The organism is Maribacter sp. R86514, assembly GCF_044597005.1.
In the GTDB taxonomy this organism is placed as follows: Bacteria; Bacteroidota; Bacteroidia; order Flavobacteriales; family Flavobacteriaceae; genus Maribacter.
Window position 1 is genome coordinate 53,172 of sequence record NZ_CP138999.1, and the last position, 19,955, is coordinate 73,126.

A 19,955-nucleotide genomic window follows, 5' to 3' on the forward strand; every position below is an offset into this window, starting at 1 on the left:
TTTTAGTAGGTCATTGTTATATTGGAAATAGAGGCGTCTACACCGTGAAATGACGAATCAAAATACAGTGGGTTGGTGGCTTTTTTAGATGAAGAAAATATGACGATATCATTCTTCAAATATGTTACGTTACCTAAGCAGTCTATGTTTATAGTCAAATTATCACCAGCAGAATAACCGCTTACATAGCCTAAGCTTGCTCCGTTTTCCCTAATTTGAATATTGCTGTTGGTTACCATATACATGGCGTAATCTAAATTAGTATAGGATGCACTTGTAGATGGGGTAGTGCTTAAGCCGATCATAACGTATTTGTTGGATTGATCGGCAATCCAGTCTAAGTGACCGCCAGTTGTTGCGCTAATGGCATGTGTAGGAGAATATCCTTGCGCATTCCAACCAGCTGTAGCTGTCTTTGTCAGTGTATTTCCATCATAGGTCATAGAGCCTGTCAAGACCATATCTGCAATTGCGATACTAGTGGTGGTTAAATTTGTTGATGCATGTAGTACAAACCCTCCAACTAATGTGCTGGCACCTGCATTATTAGTTACTGTAATATCATAGTTTCCAAACGAAGAGCCAGAAGTAACATTTGCGGTTATTTGAGAAGAACTGTTAATAACTACCGAATTTACTGTCTGTCCTGTAATAGCAACTGTAGAAGCACCGTCAAAGTAGGCACCTTGAATGATTACATTTCTGGTTTCATTGGTTCCAAATAAATTACAATTACCGGTTCCGGCATCAGAATTTGAAACAATAGGTGTGTTGCCTGGTACAGTTGGCAAGAAGTCTACATCTGGGTCAACACCATTAGAAAATGTAAAAGAACCATCTGGGTTGGTGGTAAAAGTTGGTTTAATTGACGACACAATATATGGATCTGCCGAAGTCCCTGAACCAGATATGCTTACGTTTCCGTCAGATATTATTTTCGTTTCATTCCCCTCTGGGGTAAGTTTCTGCCATGAAGCACCTGTAAATTGATACAGAAAGCTGTCATCGGAATTGTAAATCAATGATCCCTCATGTGGGTCAACAATTGCATTTATTTCAGCTAAAGTAGCCGAATGTATAGCTACCAAATCACCTGCGGTAGGTGCTTGTGCGTAACATGAACCTATGCTTAGAACGAATAATGAAATCAGTAATTTCTTCATAATTATAAATCTAAAACAGTAAACATAAATTCAGAATCGAAACGACTTCTATCTGTACCACCATTATCATTATCACCAATGATTACCTCAAAACTGGTCGCGGTTTGGTTAGCGTAAGAAATACCTGGGTCGTCATTACCTGCACCTGCTCTACCTGGCTGTGTTAATTGAATAATATAATCTGCATCAGATACTGAGCCTGCTGGCAATGTAACTCTATAATAGCCAATGCTTATTCTTGTGACCGCCACTCCGGTGCTTGCTTTAGTAATCGTACCGGTAGAACTAATTTTACCTATTGCTTTAACAGGGTTGAAATTGTCTACCCATTCGGTACCTGTAGCGGTAGATGTCAGTACTTGTCCTGCAGTACCGGCAGAATCATTTTCATCTAATACTGCACCTTCTAATTCTAAAGTTTCGTTTACTATTACAGAAGTGTTGTTAGATGTTTCCTCCACTTTTAAAGCTTCAATTCCGCCAACACTAAATGAAATTTCGTCTGCTGCCGGTCTGTACATACCGGTATTGGGGTCATTTGAAAATCTGTACGAAGGTTCGCCAACAGTTCCATTTGAATTAAGTATGCCCTGAGAACGAATTGCACCAGAAACATGTAACTTATTTGATGGTGTATTTGTTCCAATACCAAGACTATTGCTGCTATTATTCCAAAATAATTCAGAATTTTCTTCAGTAGGGGTTCCATCGGTATCCGCAAAGAAAATAGATCCTGTAGTACCTGTTAATTTATATCCAGAAAGGTTTACACCTGTTGCTCCGGCTTCCGCATTGGTTAAGGTAAGAATGTTAGAAGTAGCATCTAAGTTCAGATCCGAAAGTTCGTTCGTTGCAGAAATATCTTCATCTGCAATAATATGGTTATCTATTTTGGTATCCACGGCTGCGATAGCGTTATCGGCATCCACTTCGTTCTGGTCCACATCGTCCTGAACAGCTGTGATATCATCTGATTCCTCAAGAGCGGAAAGGTCGACCGTAACATCTTCACCACCTTCAATGTTTATTCCTAGTTCGCTATCACTCGAAAGAGTAGCGGATTCAAGGTTCTGGTCATCTGTAGAAACATATCCCGAAAGGTCCACTTCGTTGGTGCCCGTTGCAGGGTTCGTTAGCGTCAGGATATTTGAAGCGTCCAGGCTCAGATCCGAAAGTTCGTTCGTTGCGGAAACATCTTCATCTGCAATAATATGGTTATCTATTTTGGTGTCCACGGCTGCGATAGCGTTATCGGCATCCACTTCGTTCTGGTCCACATCGTTCTGAACAGCTGTGATATCATCTGATTCCTCAAGAGCGGAAAGGTCGACCGTAACATCTTCACCACCTTCAATGTTTATTCCTAGTTCGCTATCACTCGAAAGAGTAGCGGATTCAAGGTTTTGGTCATCTGTAGAAACATATCCCGAAAGGTCTACTTCGTTGGTGCCCGTTGCAGGGTTCGTTAGCGTCAGGATATTGGAAGCGTCCAGGCTCAGATCCGAAAGTTCGTTCGTTGCGGAAACATCTTCATCTGCAATAATATGGTTATCTATTTTGCTGTCCACGGCTGCGATAGCGTTATCGGCATCAAGTTCGTTCTGGTCCACATCGTCCTGAACAGCTGTGATATCATCTGATTCCTCAAGAGCGGAAAGGTCGACCGTAACATCTTCACCACCTTCAATGTTTATTCCTAGTTCGCTATCACTCGAAAGAGTAGCGGATTCAAGGTTTTGGTCATCTGTAGAAACATATCCCGAAAGGTCTACTTCGTTGGTGCCCGTTGCAGGGTTCGTTAGCGTCAGGATATTGGAAGCGTCCAGGCTCAGATCTGAAAGTTCGTTCGTTGCGGAAACATCTTCATCTGCAATAATATGGTTATCTATTTTGGTGTCCACGGCTGCGATAGCGTTATCGGCATCAAGTTCGTTCTGGTCCACATCGTTCTGAACAGCTGTGATATCATCTGATTCCTCAAGAGCGGAAAGGTCGACCGTAACATCTTCACCACCTTCAATGTTTATTCCTAGTTCGCTATCACTCGAAAGAGTAGCGGATTCAAGATTCTGGTCATCGGTAGAAACATATCCCGAAAGGTCTACTTCGTTGGTGCCCGTTGCAGGGTTCGTTAGCGTCAGGATATTGGAAGCGTCCAGGCTCAGATCCGAAAGTTCGTTCGTTGCGGAAACATCTTCATCTGCAATAATATGGTTATCTATTTTGGTGTCCACGGCTGCGATAGCGTTATCGGCATCCACTTCGTTCTGGTCCACATCGTTCTGAACAGCTGTGATATCATCTGATTCCTCAAGAGCGGAAAGGTCGACCGTAACATCTTCACCACCTTCAATGTTTATTCCTAGTTCGCTATCACTCGAAAGAGTAGCGGATTCAAGGTTTTGGTCATCTGTAGAAACATATCCCGAAAGGTCTACTTCGTTGGTGCCCGTTGCAGGGTTCGTTAGCGTCAGGATATTGGAAGCGTCCAGGCTCAGATCCGAAAGTTCGTTCGTTGCGGAAACATCTTCATCTGCAATAATATGGTTATCTATTTTGGTATCCACGGCTGCGATAGCGTTATCGGCATCCACTTCGTTCTGGTCCACATCGTCCTGAACAGCTGTGATATCATCTGATTCCTCAAGAGCGGAAAGGTCGACCGTAACATCTTCACCACCTTCAATGTTTATTCCTAGTTCGCTATCACTCGAAAGAGTAGCGGATTCAAGGTTCTGGTCATCTGTAGAAACATATCCCGAAAGGTCCACTTCGTTGGTGCCCGTTGCAGGGTTCGTTAGCGTCAGGATATTTGAAGCGTCCAGGCTCAGATCCGAAAGTTCGTTCGTTGCGGAAACATCTTCATCTGCAATAATATGGTTATCTATTTTGGTGTCCACGGCTGCGATAGCGTTATCGGCATCCACTTCGTTCTGGTCCACATCGTTCTGAACAGCTGTGATATCATCTGATTCCTCAAGAGCGGAAAGGTCGACCGTAACATCTTCACCACCTTCAATGTTTATTCCTAGTTCGCTATCACTCGAAAGAGTAGCGGATTCAAGGTTTTGGTCATCTGTAGAAACATATCCCGAAAGGTCTACTTCGTTGGTGCCCGTTGCAGGGTTCGTTAGCGTCAGGATATTGGAAGCGTCCAGGCTCAGATCCGAAAGTTCGTTCGTTGCGGAAACATCTTCATCTGCAATAATATGGTTATCTATTTTGGTGTCCACGGCTGCGATAGCGTTATCGGCATCAAGTTCGTTTTGATCAATATCCGCTCTTATGGCAGTATCGTCATATGCAAGTCCGCTAATATTAGTACTAACATCCCCACCTGCATCCGTTACTGTTAAGTTGGTTCCATCAAAAGAGATTCCTGTATTGAAATCATCTGTTGCATCTGTATCTAAATTTACGGGTAGGTCAGTTAAATCATTGAAACTTCCTGAGAAATCATCGGCAGCATTTTGGTCAAATCCCGATAAATCCACAGTAGTTGCATTTGGGTCGTTAGATAGTGTTAATACTCCCGAGGTATACTCTAAGGTCTGAATTTCGTTTTGGTCATCTGCATCTGCATCTTCTACATTTATTGTAATAGCGTTACCATTATCTATGCTGATATTACCAGGTGTACTGTCGGTCTGTAAATTTTGATTGTCGGTATTAACAATCGAAAAATTGGTTTCTATTCCATTTTCATTGGTGTAGGTATACGTACTGTCGCCATTATCTTCAAGAGTGGATATTATTTGCGATGCACCGTCAAAAGTTATATCGTTACCATTACCGTCAGATAGTGTAATAGTCCCGTTTCCATTATCTTCAAAGGTGAAAATAGGGTTATTAAGACCGTCACAAAGATTTGTCCAAACAACTCCGTTATAATAGTGCACACATTGTGTGTCTATATTATAAACCAAGGCACCGTTAAGGGGAGCCATCGCTTGCATTTGGGCAGTAGTTAGCCTAGTAAGTACAAAGGCTTTGTTTGTACTTTCAAGCTCGACAATAGAAGCTGGGTCAATACTATTTGGATTTTCCCCTATCTTAACTTGGGCGTTTACACAGAAAGAAAATAAAATGAAAAAAAGGAGCAATTTAATTTTTGAAGACATAAAATACTAGGGGAATAGTTTATGCTTTCGAAATTAACTCAATATTTGTAGGAGGATTACATTTTGTTGTGTACGTAGACGATTTTGTTGGCAAACAAGAGAGGTCTATAGGTACAATGTTTATCGTATGTTACAGAAATTATTAATAATTCGGGGTTTGTAGGAAAATAAAAAAGTAAGTAAATTCTTACATTTTATCTGTAAGAGTCATGTATTATCTTGATAGATATAAGAAGCCTTGATAATTTAAATCATCTTCAGGAATATAGATGGTATAAAAATAAACTCCGGTAGGTAGTCCTTCTTTTTCTCCAAATGGTACATTGTTAAGGTTAGAAAATCCGACAAATTCGTTTACATAGTCGGTCATCTCAAACACTTTTAGACCGTAACGGTCATAAATTTGAAGAAAATTACCGCCAAATTCCTCAAGTTCTTCAATATAAAAGTTATCGTTAATACCGTCGCCGTTTACAGAAACATAGAAATTATCTATAAAAAGAACATCTTTGGCAAAAGGCTCGAACGGATTTTTGGATGAACCAAGAGTTATGGCTTCATAATCATCTGGTACAAACGACTCTGTAGTTACAAACCCTTCGGTCAAAGTACCTACAGGGGCACTGCCTGCCAAGTTTACCCATTGTTGTGATGCTTTGCTAAAGCCTACAGGGATGACCTCGTCTACGTTATCGGTTAAACTTTCTACAGTGCTACGTATATTCCAACTAAGCGTAACCGTTGAAGGAACGGTACCTTCTAATCTCCAAAATTCAAAGGTGTTTACCAGTTCTACATCTAAATCGGTAGCATTGGTATCGTAAGGTGTAAGTGGAGCAGGTGCGTTATTTGGACTTTCAAAGTAATAGGCACATTTAGCAAAAAGATTAACGCTCTCTGAATTTATGATCAATGGTCTTAAGTACTGAACATCACCAACTGGGAAACCAAAATTCTGCTGATTGGTAATTGCCGCATAACCCTCAATTTTACTAAAGTCATTTTCGCCGCTGTAAAATGAGTTGTCTACAAAATTGTAAAAAATATCAGGTTGCGCAGTAGGGGTAATGATACTGCCAAAAATAAAATTGGTGTTATTGGTATTGTCCATGCCCAAATTCAGCTGCATATTGTTTTCCAGAGCAATTTCCATATCATGGAACTGCGGAGTAACATTACCCGAAACGGTCAAAAGCTCAGATCCGTAAAAACCTGCCAGCCCAAGATTATTATCTAAAGGCGATTCATTAATGAGGTTGGTATGAAAACCAATTTGCCCACCTTCGTGAATACGTAAGTTGCCGTTGTTGTATAGTGCTGTTTGGGCAGAAATAGTTGCCGTAAATAGGATGAATATTATGTGTATGTATGTTTTCATTAGTTTTTCTGCTTTTCTAATAACATGGTTTTGATCTCTGCCATTTGAGCTTTTAACTCCTCTAATTCTGTACTCATGTTAGTATTGGCACTTTGTAATTCTTTAATTTTCTTTTCTTGCTCAATAGTATGCAAAAACAATTCTTCTATCTTTTCTAGGTTGACTCTAGATGATTCACTTACATTCCAAAAACCTTGTTCTTTTACGGCTGCAGCAGATTGTATACCTGGTAGGTGATTATTCTCTTTCACAAAAGCCTCTATTTCAGCTAAGTCATTAAACTTATAGTTAGGGTTTAATATAGAATTTCCTAAGAAGTATTTTTGGAAAACGTAGTCTGGAACAGTTGTAATTGGTCCAGATGCCGTTATAGCCCCTTCAGCTCTAATGTCACCAGCTACATGAAGTTTGGAGGTTGGTGCTATACCAATACCAACATCGCCTGTGGCATTTATTCTCATTGCTTCTGTACCACTGGTTGAAAAGCCTAATAAATCTTCGGCTATTCTGTACATTCCTAGATTAGTGTTATCGTTAGTATAAAAACCATAACCAGGATTACCAGCACTACCTGATGTAGAAGCGAATCCACCTCTTGCTTGAATTTGACCATCAACATCAAGTTTGCTTTGAGGGGCTCCAGGTAAATTTCCTATTGCAAATCGATTGTTGGTTTCATCCCATAAGAGTTGATTGTTATTTTCAGTTATTCCACCGTTGCCATCTGAAAATAAAAGCGAGCCTGTAGTTGTATCATCTGTTAAATTTTGCCACGTAGCATCACCACCAACGGTTTGCAATACTTGACCATTTACTGTAGAACCTTTTACCTGGAGATTATCACCAACAATTTCTATAGTGCTATCGTCTACTTTTATGCTGTATCCTGTTGATGTGTTAAAATCTGTAAGTCCGTCATTGACTTCGGCATCAACAACCGCAGACCCAGTTGCATCTGTTCCCAGCTCCCAAATTGAAGTTGTATTGTTCCATTTCAGGATTTGATTTGCGGCAGTTCCAGGGATAATATCCAAAGCTCCTGAAATTCCATTTTGTACAAGTCCGTTACCTGCTACATCCGCCGCTATCATCGTATTGTCAATGGCGTCCTCCTCAATGGTGATGATGCCGGAATTGCTAATTGTGGCGTCGCCTGTGATAGTTTGAGGTGTAGCTTCGTCAGCTGCATTACCTATTAAAACCTGCCCTTCAAGCAGAGTACCTCCGAGATCCGTTCCCAGTTCCCAAATTGAAGTTGTATTGTTCCATTTCAGGATTTGATTTGCGGCAGTTCCTGGGATAATATCCAAAGCTCCCGAAATTCCATTTTGAACAAGTCCGTTACCTGCTACATCTGCCGCTATCATCGTATTGTCAATGGCGTCCTCCTCAATGGTGATAACGCCAGAATTGCTAATTGTGGCGTCGCCTGTGATAGTTTGAGGTGTAGCTTCGTCAGCTGCATTACCTATTAAAACCTGCCCTTCAAGTAGAGTACCTCCGAGATCCGTTCCCAGTTCCCAAATTGAAGTTGTATTGTTCCATTTCAGGATTTGATTTGCGGCAGTTCCTGGGATAATATCCAAAGCTCCCGAAATTCCATTTTGAACAAGTCCGTTACCTGCTACATCTGCCGCTATCATCGTATTGTCAATGGCGTCCTCCTCAATGGTGATAATGCCGGAATTGCTAATTGTGGCGTCGCCTGTGATAGTTTGAGGTGTAGCTTCGTCAGCTGCATTACCTATTAAAACCTGCCCTTCAAGCAGAGTACCTCCGACATCCGTTCCCAGTTCCCAAGCTAATGTCGTTTCATTCCACTTTAGAATTTGTCCATTGGTATCTGCACCCATAGGGTTTAATTGATCTAAACCTATTGCATCTTCTTTAACCTGTAGTGCATCGCCTAAAATTTCGATTGTGGTGTCGTCTACTTTTATATTATATCCTGTGGTAGCATTGAAATCAGTCAGTGCATCGTTGGGATCGATATCGGTAACTGCAGACCCAGTAGCATCTGTTCCTAATTCCCATTCTGTATTGTCTTGGTTCCATTTGAGAACTTGACCGTTCGTTGTTGCACCCATAGGGTTTAATTGATCTAAACCTATTGCATCTTCTTTAACCTGTAGTGCATCGCCTAAAATTTCGATTGTGGTGTCGTCGACAATAACATTATAACCTAATGTATTGCTATAATTACTTAGTCCATCATTAGCATCAGTATCAGTAACGTTAGAACCTGTTCCATTAGCTATATCATTGGCAACCGTCCAAGCTCCAACACCCGCATTAAGAGTAGCATCCCATTTAATAACTTGACCATCAGTTGCCCCATTCCGGTTTAAATCTTCAAGGGTAATGGTGTTATTTATAATGTTTGCACTTTCAATTGTATTGTCGATAATTTGATACTGTCCAATATTGTTCATGGTTAAATCACCACCAACGTTTACTCCTGTAGGGGTATTTGTTGCATTACCAACAAAAATTTGTCCGTCGTTTAAGGCACCTCCATTAGCCAAGCCACTTAAGTTAACCTGGTTTCCTGCGGTCAAAGGTGTAGATATAGTTAGAACATTAGTAGCTGGATTGAAATTTAAATCTTGTAGTTCATTGCTAATGTCACCATCGACTTCTGCTGTGCCTTCAGGGATATTTATCCATCCAACAACTCCTGTAGTACTAGTCGATAAAATCTGTGCATTTGCTGGGGCAGCAGCAGATGGTGCAATATCTTCCGGCAATATGGTGCCGTTTAGAATGTCTGCGGTTGTTACGGCATTATTTGCAATTTTAGCGGTTGTTACAGAATTGTTTGCCAATTCTGTGGTGTCAATACCACCTGCTTTAACATCAATGGTATAAGGGTTGGCGTTAGTGCCTTCACCATTACGAACTAGAGTGCCGTCTGTAGCGTCTAATATTTCATTTCCGACAATACCATCAGCTTCCACAGCTGCAGCGGGTAATGGAATTGAATTACCGTTACTTAAAGTTATTTCGTTTGTGGTATTGTCAATACTCAAGGTTTGAAAATATGTAGACAGATCAATGGTGTTCTCACCGTTCTCAATACTAAGAATATTGTCTGTAAGATCTAATTGCTGATCGTCAGAACCAATTAAGGCACCTAAGCTTATAGTAGAAACGCCTGCAATGGTGGATCTTGCAATGGTTAACGTGGTATCTAGTTTATTGAAGGTTAGATCGTAAAGTCCGTCAGAATCTTCCCATTGTACAATTCCGTTTTCATCGGTAGTCAATACCTGCCCCGGTGTAAAATTGGCAATATCTGCCGGGGTAATACTACCGTCCCTAATTTCTTCGGCACCAACTGCATTTTGCCTCAATTCGCTCGAACCTACAGATTCGGCAGCTAATTTATCTTGAGAAATAGAATTGTCTTGAATGTCATCTGGTCCAATACCGCCATCTATAATATTATCGCCCAAAATACTGTTTTTGGCAACTTCTAGGTTAATACTACCTGCGGTATCGGTAATTTCAATAGTACTTCTACCATTAATAATTGGGTCGTTGGTAATCGAAAAGTCAACGGCATCACACAAATTAACCCATTGGGTACCGTCGTAATAATTTATACACTCTGTGTCGGTATTGTAGACCATACCACCACGTTGTGGTGTAATAGCTTCCATTTCTGCCGTGGTAACACGTGTAATTACCAGCACTTTAGAGGTGCTTTCAAGTTCTAAAACAGATGAAGCATCTATGTTTTGCGGGTTGTCTCCAATTTTAATTTGTGCGAATGCGGTCGGTGCCGCCAGTACTGTAAATAAAAAAAAGAAAATTATTGCTTTCATACTTAGTGTCTTATGACGAGAAAATAGTGATGAACAAAAATAGAATTATCTTGCTAATCCTCTTTATTTATAAGTTGAAATAATAGGGTAATGGGTTAAAGAACATGTAACGTCGTTGAACAGCTCGTTTTAGAGTGCCCATAAAAGGGCTGAAAACACTTGCCAAGTTTGTGGTAAAGAAGAAGAAATTAACAAAAGTTTATTGGCGCAGTTTTTTTTATGATGATTACAAATCTTTTCTTTATCTTTTAAATGCCCCGCTAAAAAGGGTATGATAAGTTTAATATACACTACATGACTAAAAAATTACTTTTCTTAATCGTATTATTTACTACCGTGGCAAGTTTTGCACAAGAAGACGACAGGCAGCCTTTAAGTGGTTCGGTAATCTACATGAATATTGGGGTGCCAAACGAAAATGTGATCAATGCCACAGCTGAACGTGCTACGATAACCAATGATCAAGGTGTCTTTAGAATAGATGTAAAAGTGGGCGATCAACTCGTTTTTACTGCCGTAAATTATAATATTAAAGTAGTGACTGTTACCGAACAAATTTTAGCCAATAATCGTTTGGTGGTAGAGGTCAACGAAAAAGTGACAGAATTGGACGAGGTTGTTATTACACCAGAACAGAAAGAGCGATTTTTAAATGCCAAGAACCAAGAGTTCAAAGAATATGAGTACGAGATAGATCGTGGTACAGGGGTAGATAATATAGCGATGTCAGATGCTGAAAAAGGGATGCAAGACGGTTTAAATTTTGTGAACATATTCAGGGCTATTTTTAAATCTCAAAATGAAAATGTAGAAGAAGCGCCTAAATTGAAGGTAAGCGAAGTGCTACGTCAAGTTTATGATGATTCTTTCTTTGTGGTCGATTTACAGATACCACAAGATAAAATCGATGAGTTTCTATACTACTGCGATGACAGAATGCCAGCAACGACATTACTTAAAAAAGAGAATGAATTTCAATTGATCGATGCTTTGGTCAATAACAGTAAATCATTTCTTATAAGTTTAAATGAGAGGTAATTTCCTTTTTTTTTACTTTTTTCAAGTCTCTTCTCATGGGCGCAAATAGGGGAGTTCAAAAAGTTAGAGGGTAGGGTGTATAGCGACAACGGTGACGTTGCCGCAACGCATGTACTTAACCTAACATCTAAAAGAGCCAGTATTACCGATGAAAATGGATATTTCGCCATTGCGGTAAAATTATTGGATACCTTAGAGTTTTCTGCGGTACAATACAAAAAGAAAATGGTGGTAGTCAGTTCCGCTATTTTTGAGAGCAAATTGATCTCCGTGGGCTTAGAAGACGCTTTGACCGAATTAGACGAGGTCACCGTAACTCCGTATAGCCTAAGCGGCAATTTATTAACAGATTTGGCTACCTTGGAAACCGACCCCATAGTCACGGCATCTACATTGGGTCTACCCAATGCCTACGTTAAAATACCTACCAAGGCAGAGCGCGAATTAAAGGCTGCCACAGGAAACCCTATTATAAGTTTTGACCCCTTGATCAATGCTATAAGCGGGCGTACCAAAATGCTGAAGAAAAGGGTAGAGCGTAATAAGATGTACAATAGAACAGAGCGGGTAAGAGAATTTTACGCGGATAGTGCGTATGTAAAACAATTATCGATCCCCAAGGGTAAAATAGACGACTTCTTATATTACTGCGAAGTAGATCCTAGGTTTCAAGAAGTGGTAGATACCCATAATGAATTAGAAATTTGGGAATACTTGCGACGAAAGAGTTTACTGTACAGAGAAAATAATTCTTTAGATTAAACACCATAAATTTGGTATATGGTTTGTACTATGGTCATGAAACAAAACACTATGAAAATATTAAAACCGGTATTTCTTTTTTTATTACTTCCACTTTTTGCTTTCACCGGGGCACATAAATTTTACATAAGTGTTACCAATGTTGATTATGCTGAGAAAGATGAAGCCGTACAGATCATTACCCGTGTGTTTATAGATGATATGAATACCGTACTAAAAGAACGCTATGGCTACCCTGCGGTATTAGGTACTGACGAAGAATCTTCGGTAGATAAGGAGTTTTTGGAAAAATACCTACGCACCAAATTCTTGGTAGAGATCAATGGTAAGACCGTTACGTACGATTTTATTGGTCATAAGTACGATTCTGATATGGTCATTTGTTATTTAGAAGTACCGAATGTGCCATTAAAGACCTTAAAGCAAATAGGCATAACCAACGAGGTTTTAACCGATATATATGACGATCAGCAGAATGTGGTGCATATGAAGGTAAATGGCAAGAAAAAGAGCCACGTGCTTATAAAATCACGTATTAAAGGAATGTTAAATTTGTAACATACTTTAAGATATCGCTATAAAAACTTTAATTTTCCAGTACTAAATAACTAAGAAATGATAAGAGTAAAGTACGCTTTTGCGTCTGTTTTATTCCTTTTCGCAGCAGTATCTTTTGCACAAGAAGCTGTCACCAAAGAAAAGGAGCCTGGGCACTACAACCAGAGCAAGTTTAAACAATTGTATGAGGAGTTCGCTACGCCGAATACGTATAGGTCTGCATCAGGTGCGCCTGGTCCTGATTATTATCAGCAGCAGGCAGATTATGTAATGGATATTCGTTTAGACGATAAGAACGCTAAATTGTTTGGTGAAGAAACCATTACGTACACCAATAATTCTCCAGATGATCTAGAGTATTTATGGGTGCAGTTGGATCAAAATGTAAGAGAAAAAGATTCTAAAGCGAAGTTAAAGAACGGTAGTGGAATTTCTTTTGGGGATTCTCCTGAAAAATTCGTTGGTAATTATATGACCGAATCCTTCGATGGTGGGTTTAATATAGACTATGTAAAAGATGCTTCTGGTAAAGCATTGCCATTTACGATCAACTTTACAATGATGCGTGTAGATTTACCAACACCGCTTAAAAGTGGAGATAAATATTCTTTTGATGTAAAGTGGAATTATAACATACCTGATCACACTGTAAATAGAGCTAGATCTGGTTATGAGTTTTTTGAGGAAGATGGAAATAGAGCATATGTAATTGCCCAGTTTTTTCCTAGAATGGCAGTATACAACGATGTAGAAGGATGGCAGAACCACCAATTTTGGGGTAATGGCGAATTCGCACTTCCATTTGGTGACTATGAAGTAAATATTACGGTGCCTGCAGATCATATATTAGATGGTACAGGTGTACTTCAAAATAGAAAAGAAGTCTATAGTAAAGAAATGATGAGCCGTTATGAAAAGGCTAAAAAATCTTATGACAAGCCTGTTATCATCGTTACTCAAGCAGAAGCGGAAGCAGCTGAAAAAGGATTTTCAGAGAAAACAAAAACTTGGAAGCTAAAGGCTGAAAATGTTCGTGATTTTGGCTTTGCAACCTCAAGAAAGTTTATTTGGGACATGCAAGCTGTTAAATTAGGAAACAGAGATGTAATGGCTGTTTCTATGTACCCTAAGGAAGGTAACCCTTTATGGGAAGAGTATTCGACTAAGGCAGTTGCGCACACGTTGAAATCATATTCATCGCACACTTTTGATTACCCTTATCCTAAGGCGATTTCTGTACACGCTAAGCGTCAAGGTATGGAATACCCTATGATTTGCTGGAACTACGGTAGACCAAACAAAGATGGTAGCTACTCTGATAGAACTAAATACGGTATGATCAGTGTAATTATTCATGAAGTAGGTCATAACTTCTTTCCAATGATCGTAAACTCAGACGAACGTCAATGGGGATGGATGGATGAAGGTTTAGATACCTTTATGCAATACATGGCAGAGCAAGAATTTGGTGAAGCTTTCCCTGCGGCAATAGCGCCAAATGATAAATACCCATCAAGAAGAGGTGACCCTGCAAAGATCGTACCTTACATGAGCGGAGATCAAAGTACGATTTCTCCGATTATGTCAAATCCGGAGAATGTATTTCAATTAGGGCCAAACGCATATGGTAAGCCGGCAACAGCTTTGAATATATTAAGAGAAACGGTTATGGGGCGTGAGTTGTTTGATCATGCTTTTAAAACATACTCTCACCGTTGGAAATTTAAGCACCCAACACCAGAAGATTTCTTTAGAACAATGGAAGATGCATCTGCCGTTGATTTAGATTGGTATTGGAGAGGATGGTTCTACACTACGGATTATGTAGATATGGCCGTAAAGGATATTAAGAAATACTATGTTAGCGATCAGCCGAACAAAAAAATGAAAGCGTATTTAGCAGAGCGTGGTATTCCAGAATCTAATCTACCACCAATGGTATATTTAGAGGAATATGATGATGCAGCTATGGTTTCACCTGAATTGAAAAATAACTTGCCGTCTGAAACATCTAAAACTTTAAAAGAGTTTATGATGGATAATATGACAGCGGCAGAGAGAGCGGCGATAAAAGAACCTAAGTTCTTCTATGAAGTAACATATAACAGCCCAGGTGGCTTACCAATGCCATTGATCGTTGAATATACGTACGCAGACGGTTCAGTTAAGAATGTTACCTACCCTCCAGAAATTTGGAGAAAGAATAGCAAAGAGGTAAGTATGGTAATTTCATCTACTTCTGAGTTGACAGGAATTAACATTGATCCAAAAATGGAAACGGCGGATATTGATACAACGAACAATAGCTGGCCTAAGAAAGAGCAAGAGAGCGATTTCGATAAAATGAAGAATGGAGTAAAAGGAAAATAATTAAGAAAATAATTATTGTTAAAAGCCTCGTATAACTACGGGGCTTTTTTAATTTCGATACTAAACTTGTTTATATTTGTAGTATGATTGCTATGTATTCATTATTTATTAGTGGCGCTGAAATTTTCTTCATTATGTTTATCGTAGTGATGGTTTTTGGTGCGGACAAAATTCCGGGTATTGCCAAGGGTTTGGGTAAAGGTATGCGTCAACTTAAAGATGCTACCGAAGATATTAAACAAGAAATTCAGAAGAGTGCTGACAAGCAGGGTATAGATACTAGTTTTGTGACCGATATCAAAAAAGATATCGACGATATGAAAAAAGACATTAGCTCTGGTTTAGGTAGTGACGTCAAGAAACAAATTAATGACGTTAGTAAAAATATCAATGAGGTAACGGGCAGTATCAAGCGAAAGTAAACTGCTATGTTAGATGACATTCTACAATGGGATCGAGATGCCTTTGTCTATCTAAACAGTCTTGGTATTGAGCAGTATGATGCGTTTTGGTCAACTGTAACCAAATATCCTCCATGGATTCCGCTTTTTGCCCTTATCGTTTTTCTTTTCTTTTTTAAGTTTCCAAAACGTGAGGCTCTAACCATGATTTTGACCATTTTGGTCATGGCGGCTTTTGTAGCTACCATTACCGATTTAACAAAACATGTGGTTGCACGACTACGCCCCAATAATGATGAAGAACTAAATACTTTAATTCGCATATTACGTAGTCCGTCTGGCTTCAGTTTTTTCTCGGGTCACGCATCATTATCTTTTTCGATTATCACTTTGACGGTGCTTTTTCTAAGGCATAAATTTAAATGGGTGTACCTATTTTATATATGGCCCCTGTTATTTGCTATGAGCAGGGTGTATGTAGGTGTACATTTCCCCATTGATCTAATGGTGGGTGCTGTGGTAGGTATCGTATCAGCTTGGCTGTTCTATAGGTTATATTGTCTGCTTATTTTACCCTACTTAAGGTCAGGCCGTCACGTATAGGCAGTAGAACGGTCTCTAAAAGTGGGTGTTCACTTAGTTTCTTATTGTAATCCAACAATACTTTTGTAGTAACATCCTTAGGGTCTAACGGTTCAACTACTTTTCCTGACCACAATACATTATCAGAAAGAATAACAGATCCAGGTTTGGTTTTAGGTAAAACGGCCTCTAAGTATTTATCATACTGTTTTTTTTCTGCATCAATAAAAATAAGGTCAAAAGTAATGTCCATTTTTGGGATGATATCCAATGCATTGCCTACGTGCTGAATAATCTGAGAACCGTAATCGCTTCGGTCAAAAAAGGAACGCTGAATTTGTTCTAGTTCTGCATTGACATCTATGGTATGTAATTGTCCGTTTTTCTGTAAGCCTTCTGCCAGGCATAAAGCAGAATACCCGGTATAAGTGCCAATTTCAAGAATATTGGTGGGATTCATCAATTTAGAAAGCAAACTAAGCACACGACCTTGAAAATGCCCTGTAAGCATACGTGGTTGTATGACTTTTAAATGCGTTTCACGTGTAAGCTCCTGTAATAATTTAGGTTCAGCTTGTGAATTATCGGCTAAATAGTTTTCTAAAAGAGGTGATAGAAAATGCATGCGTTTCTTTTTGCAAAAATAGGGTTTTAAGCCTTAATTTAAAGGACTGAAAAAGAGTAGAGCGATGAATACTGAAATTACGATTAGAGAAGCGGTAAAAAGTGATATACCTGTTTTGTTACAACATGAGCAGGAAGTTGTGAAAGCAGAACGCCCGATGGACCCGACTATTAGAAGTAGCGACGTAACTTATTATAATTTAGACATGTTAATGGAAAACCCTAGGGCAACAGTTATGGTTGCTTGTGACCGAGATAAAATTGTAGCAACTGGCTATGCCTTGGAAAAACCGGCTAGACATTACCTAGATCATGAAACATATGCTTACTTTGGATTCATGTATACCGAACCGGATTATAGGGGTAAGGGTATAAATGGTAAAATAGTAAGTGCCCTGCAAGATTGGTCAACAAAAGCAGGATTAACTGAGATACGGTTGCATGTGTACAATGATAATGATCCTGCTATTAGAGCTTATGAGAAAAAAGGATTTAAAAGGCATATGATAGAAATGCGCTTAAGAACAGAATCGTAGTACCCAAATATTGAATAGAGTCTATAGAATTATAGGCTTATGATTACTTTTATACAAAATTAGCTATGGAATTTAAAAATACGTTGGCGTTTGCACAGTCTTTAGATGCGCAAGACAACTTAAAAGCATATAGAGATGAGTTCATTTTTCCTAAAATTAAAGGGGAAGAAGTTATCTATTTTACAGGAAACTCATTAGGTCTGCAACCAAAACGAACAAAGGCTTTTGTGGATGAGGTGATGAAAGATTGGGCAGAACTAGCCGTAGAAGGTCACTTCTATGCTGAAAAACCTTGGTGGGATTATCATGAGCGCTTGGCGGCACCTTTGGCAAAAGTGGTTGGTGCACTACCAGAAGAGGTATCGGTAATGAATACCTTGACCGTAAATCTTCATTTGTTGATGGTTTCATTTTACAATCCCACAAAAAAGAGATTTAAGATTCTATGTGAGGAAAAGGCTTTCCCCAGTGATCAATATATGTTTCAAAGTCAGGTTCGCTTTCACGGTTTAAATTCAGAAGAAACTGTCGTAGAAATTAAAAAGCGTGAAGGAGAACATCATTGGAGAACAGAAGATATATTAGCGAAAATTGAAGAATTGGGTGATGAGTTGGCTCTTGTGTTAATAGGTGGGGTCAATTATTACAACGGGCAAGTGATGGATATGGAAACCATAACAAAAGCCGGAAAAGCCGTTGGTGCCAACGTAGGTTGGGATTTGGCGCATGCCGTTGGTAATGTGGAATTAAAATTACATGACTGGGGTGCCGATTTTGCATCTTGGTGTAGTTATAAGTATATGAATAGCGGTCCGGGTAATGCATCGGGAATTTTTGTAAACAAGAGACACTTGAACAAAAAAGACATACAACGTTTTGAAGGATGGTGGGGAACGAAGAAGGAAACCCGTTTTCTTATGAAGCCAGAATTCGAACCCATGGAAAACGCTGATGCCTGGCAAATAAGTAATGCGCCTATTTTATCTGTAGCACCATATCTAGCATCACTGACCATGTTTGAAGAAGTGGGGATGCAAAAGCTGATAGAAAAGAGAAAGTTAATTGTTTCGTATCTGGAGTTCATTTTACATGAAATAGATAAAGAAGTAGATAGCTCTTTTGAAATTATCACTCCCAAAGATAGAGGTTGTCAACTGTCTGTATTCTTACACGGACAAGGAAAAGCTTTGTTCAATTATCTAATGGATAATGGCGTGGTGACCGATTGGCGAGAGCCTAACGTAATCCGTTTAGCACCGGCGCCTTTCTATTCCACCTATGAAGATATGTATCGTTTTGGTCAGATATTAAAAGCAGGGGTACTTGCAAATTAGATTTTATAGATTTTTAGAATATAGAATTTAGAGAATAGAAAATAGATTTTTTTAATAGTTAACGGACACTTGTGCTGAGCGTAGCCGAAGTAACCAACAACCAATACTAAATGAAATCATTACGATTAATTTTAGGGAATGCTAGATACTTTGGTCCCTCGTGGGTTTTCGCTAGTATAAATATTCTATTTGGTACATGGGCAATCTATATACCTACAGTAAAAGATGCTTTAGAAATTAGTAAATCTGAATTAGGTATAGCTATTTTCTTTTTGGCATTGGGAGTGTTTACCGTATTTCCATTTGCTTCTGGTATTGTCAATAAGTTTGGTGTAGGTAAGGTTACTTTTTACGGTGTAATGATGAGCTGTACCGCGGCTATGCTGCCCTTATTAGCACCTGATTATTATGTGTTGATGGTGGCATTATTTTTTTTTGGAGCGGCAAACGGTATTACCGATATCGCTATGAATACTTTGGTAACCGAGATTGAAAAAAAAGACAAGGTAAAGTTTATGGCGGCTTCTCATGGTTTTTTTAGTCTAGGTGGAGTATTGGCAGGGTTGGGTAGTTTTTTAATTGGTCCATTATCAAGTCCCGTTTTACACATGTCACTTGCCGTCTTGTTGGTAGTATTGGTTAATTTGAAATTTAGGAGTCAGTATTTTTCGGAAATAGCGGAGCAAATTGAGAATGAATCATTTAGCTTAGGGCTTTTAAAGCCATTATTGTTACTTGGTCTAATTTCATTTATAGCAATGGGTAGCGAAGGAGCTATAGTGGATTGGAGCGGATTGTATCTTAAGGAAGTAGCATTAGCTCCGGAAGCTTTATGGGGAATCGGATTTTTGGGTTTTCAAATTACCATGACCTTAGGTAGGTTTTTAGGTGATGGTATTAGTGATAAAATCGGGTCGGTGAAAATTGTGGCTTTAGGAGCTGTTTTCGCGATACTAGGTTATTTTTTAGTGCTTTCGTCAGACATGACTTTAAGTATTATTGGTTTCACCTTGAACGGATTAGGTTTCTCTGTAATGGTACCCGAAGTTTTTAGAATAGGAGGGAATGTAAAAGGAATTGAATCTTCTAAAGGCATTGCATTTATTGCAGGTACGGGTTATGCGGGTTTTTTATGTGCGCCACCGATTTTGGGTTTTTTGGCTGAGAATTACAGTTTAACTAGAAGCTTTGTGGTATTGCTTGTTTGTGCATTTCTTATACTATTATTTACACTTTTGTTAAAGCGAAGAAAGGCTTAGCT

14 protein-coding genes are annotated in these 19,955 nt (G+C 39.2%); 9 read left to right on the forward strand and 5 right to left on the reverse strand.

Features of this window, described 5'->3' with window-relative positions:
* Positions 1-2: 2 nt before the first annotated feature.
* From SJY30_RS00250 to SJY30_RS00265, 4 genes are all read right to left on the reverse strand, one after another.
* Entirely contained in the window at positions 3-1,163 is a 1,161-nt protein-coding gene (locus SJY30_RS00250) for a hypothetical protein (RefSeq protein WP_396633647.1), read from the reverse strand.
* A 2-nt stretch (positions 1,164-1,165) separates the two neighbouring features.
* A complete protein-coding gene (locus tag SJY30_RS00255) occupies positions 1,166-5,284 on the reverse strand; it encodes a beta strand repeat-containing protein (protein WP_396633648.1) in 4,119 nt (1,372 codons plus the stop codon).
* A gap of 214 nt (positions 5,285-5,498) precedes the next feature.
* Positions 5,499-6,662 (reverse strand): gliding motility-associated C-terminal domain-containing protein, encoded by a 1,164-nt coding sequence (locus tag SJY30_RS00260; RefSeq protein ID WP_396633649.1) that lies wholly within the window; start codon positions 6,660-6,662, stop codon positions 5,499-5,501.
* A complete protein-coding gene (locus SJY30_RS00265) occupies positions 6,662-10,489 on the reverse strand; it encodes a beta strand repeat-containing protein (protein WP_396633650.1) in 3,828 nt (1,275 codons plus the stop codon). The genes SJY30_RS00260 and SJY30_RS00265 overlap by 1 nt, the downstream gene beginning before the upstream one ends.
* Positions 10,490-10,783: 294 nt before the next feature.
* Between SJY30_RS00265 and SJY30_RS00270 the strand changes: the two genes are divergently transcribed.
* From SJY30_RS00270 to SJY30_RS00295, 6 genes are all read left to right on the forward strand, one after another.
* Positions 10,784-11,527, forward strand: coding sequence for a hypothetical protein (locus SJY30_RS00270; protein WP_396633651.1), 744 nt, complete (start codon positions 10,784-10,786; stop codon positions 11,525-11,527).
* Positions 11,528-11,602: 75 nt separating this feature from the next.
* Positions 11,603-12,289, forward strand: coding sequence for a hypothetical protein (locus SJY30_RS00275; RefSeq protein WP_396633652.1), 687 nt, complete (start codon positions 11,603-11,605; stop codon positions 12,287-12,289).
* Between the two features lie 51 nt (positions 12,290-12,340).
* Entirely contained in the window at positions 12,341-12,847 is a 507-nt protein-coding gene (locus tag SJY30_RS00280) for a DUF6702 family protein (protein ID WP_396633653.1), read from the forward strand.
* Positions 12,848-12,904: 57 nt separating this feature from the next.
* On the forward strand, positions 12,905-15,217 hold the full coding sequence (locus tag SJY30_RS00285) for a M1 family metallopeptidase (protein ID WP_396633654.1): 2,313 nt from the start codon (positions 12,905-12,907) through the stop codon (positions 15,215-15,217).
* An 83-nt stretch (positions 15,218-15,300) separates the two neighbouring features.
* Entirely contained in the window at positions 15,301-15,639 is a 339-nt protein-coding gene (locus SJY30_RS00290) for a twin-arginine translocase TatA/TatE family subunit (RefSeq protein ID WP_396633655.1), read from the forward strand.
* A gap of 6 nt (positions 15,640-15,645) precedes the next feature.
* On the forward strand, positions 15,646-16,221 hold the full coding sequence (locus tag SJY30_RS00295) for a phosphatase PAP2 family protein (RefSeq protein WP_396633656.1): 576 nt from the start codon (positions 15,646-15,648) through the stop codon (positions 16,219-16,221).
* Here SJY30_RS00295 and SJY30_RS00300 read toward each other — a convergent pair.
* Positions 16,184-16,825 (reverse strand): O-methyltransferase, encoded by a 642-nt coding sequence (locus SJY30_RS00300; protein WP_396633657.1) that lies wholly within the window; start codon positions 16,823-16,825, stop codon positions 16,184-16,186. The genes SJY30_RS00295 and SJY30_RS00300 overlap by 38 nt on opposite strands.
* 64 nt (positions 16,826-16,889) lie before the next feature.
* Between SJY30_RS00300 and SJY30_RS00305 the strand changes: the two genes are divergently transcribed.
* From SJY30_RS00305 to SJY30_RS00315, 3 genes are all read left to right on the forward strand, one after another.
* Entirely contained in the window at positions 16,890-17,360 is a 471-nt protein-coding gene (locus SJY30_RS00305) for a GNAT family N-acetyltransferase (RefSeq protein ID WP_396633658.1), read from the forward strand.
* Positions 17,361-17,425: 65 nt separating this feature from the next.
* On the forward strand, positions 17,426-18,694 hold the full coding sequence (kynU, locus tag SJY30_RS00310) for a kynureninase (protein ID WP_396633659.1): 1,269 nt from the start codon (positions 17,426-17,428) through the stop codon (positions 18,692-18,694).
* Between the two features lie 110 nt (positions 18,695-18,804).
* The gene (locus SJY30_RS00315; protein ID WP_396633660.1) at positions 18,805-19,953 is read left to right on the forward strand and encodes an MFS transporter; all 1,149 of its coding nucleotides are present in this window, start codon (positions 18,805-18,807) and stop codon (positions 19,951-19,953) included.
* The last annotated feature ends 2 nt before the right edge of the window (positions 19,954-19,955 follow it).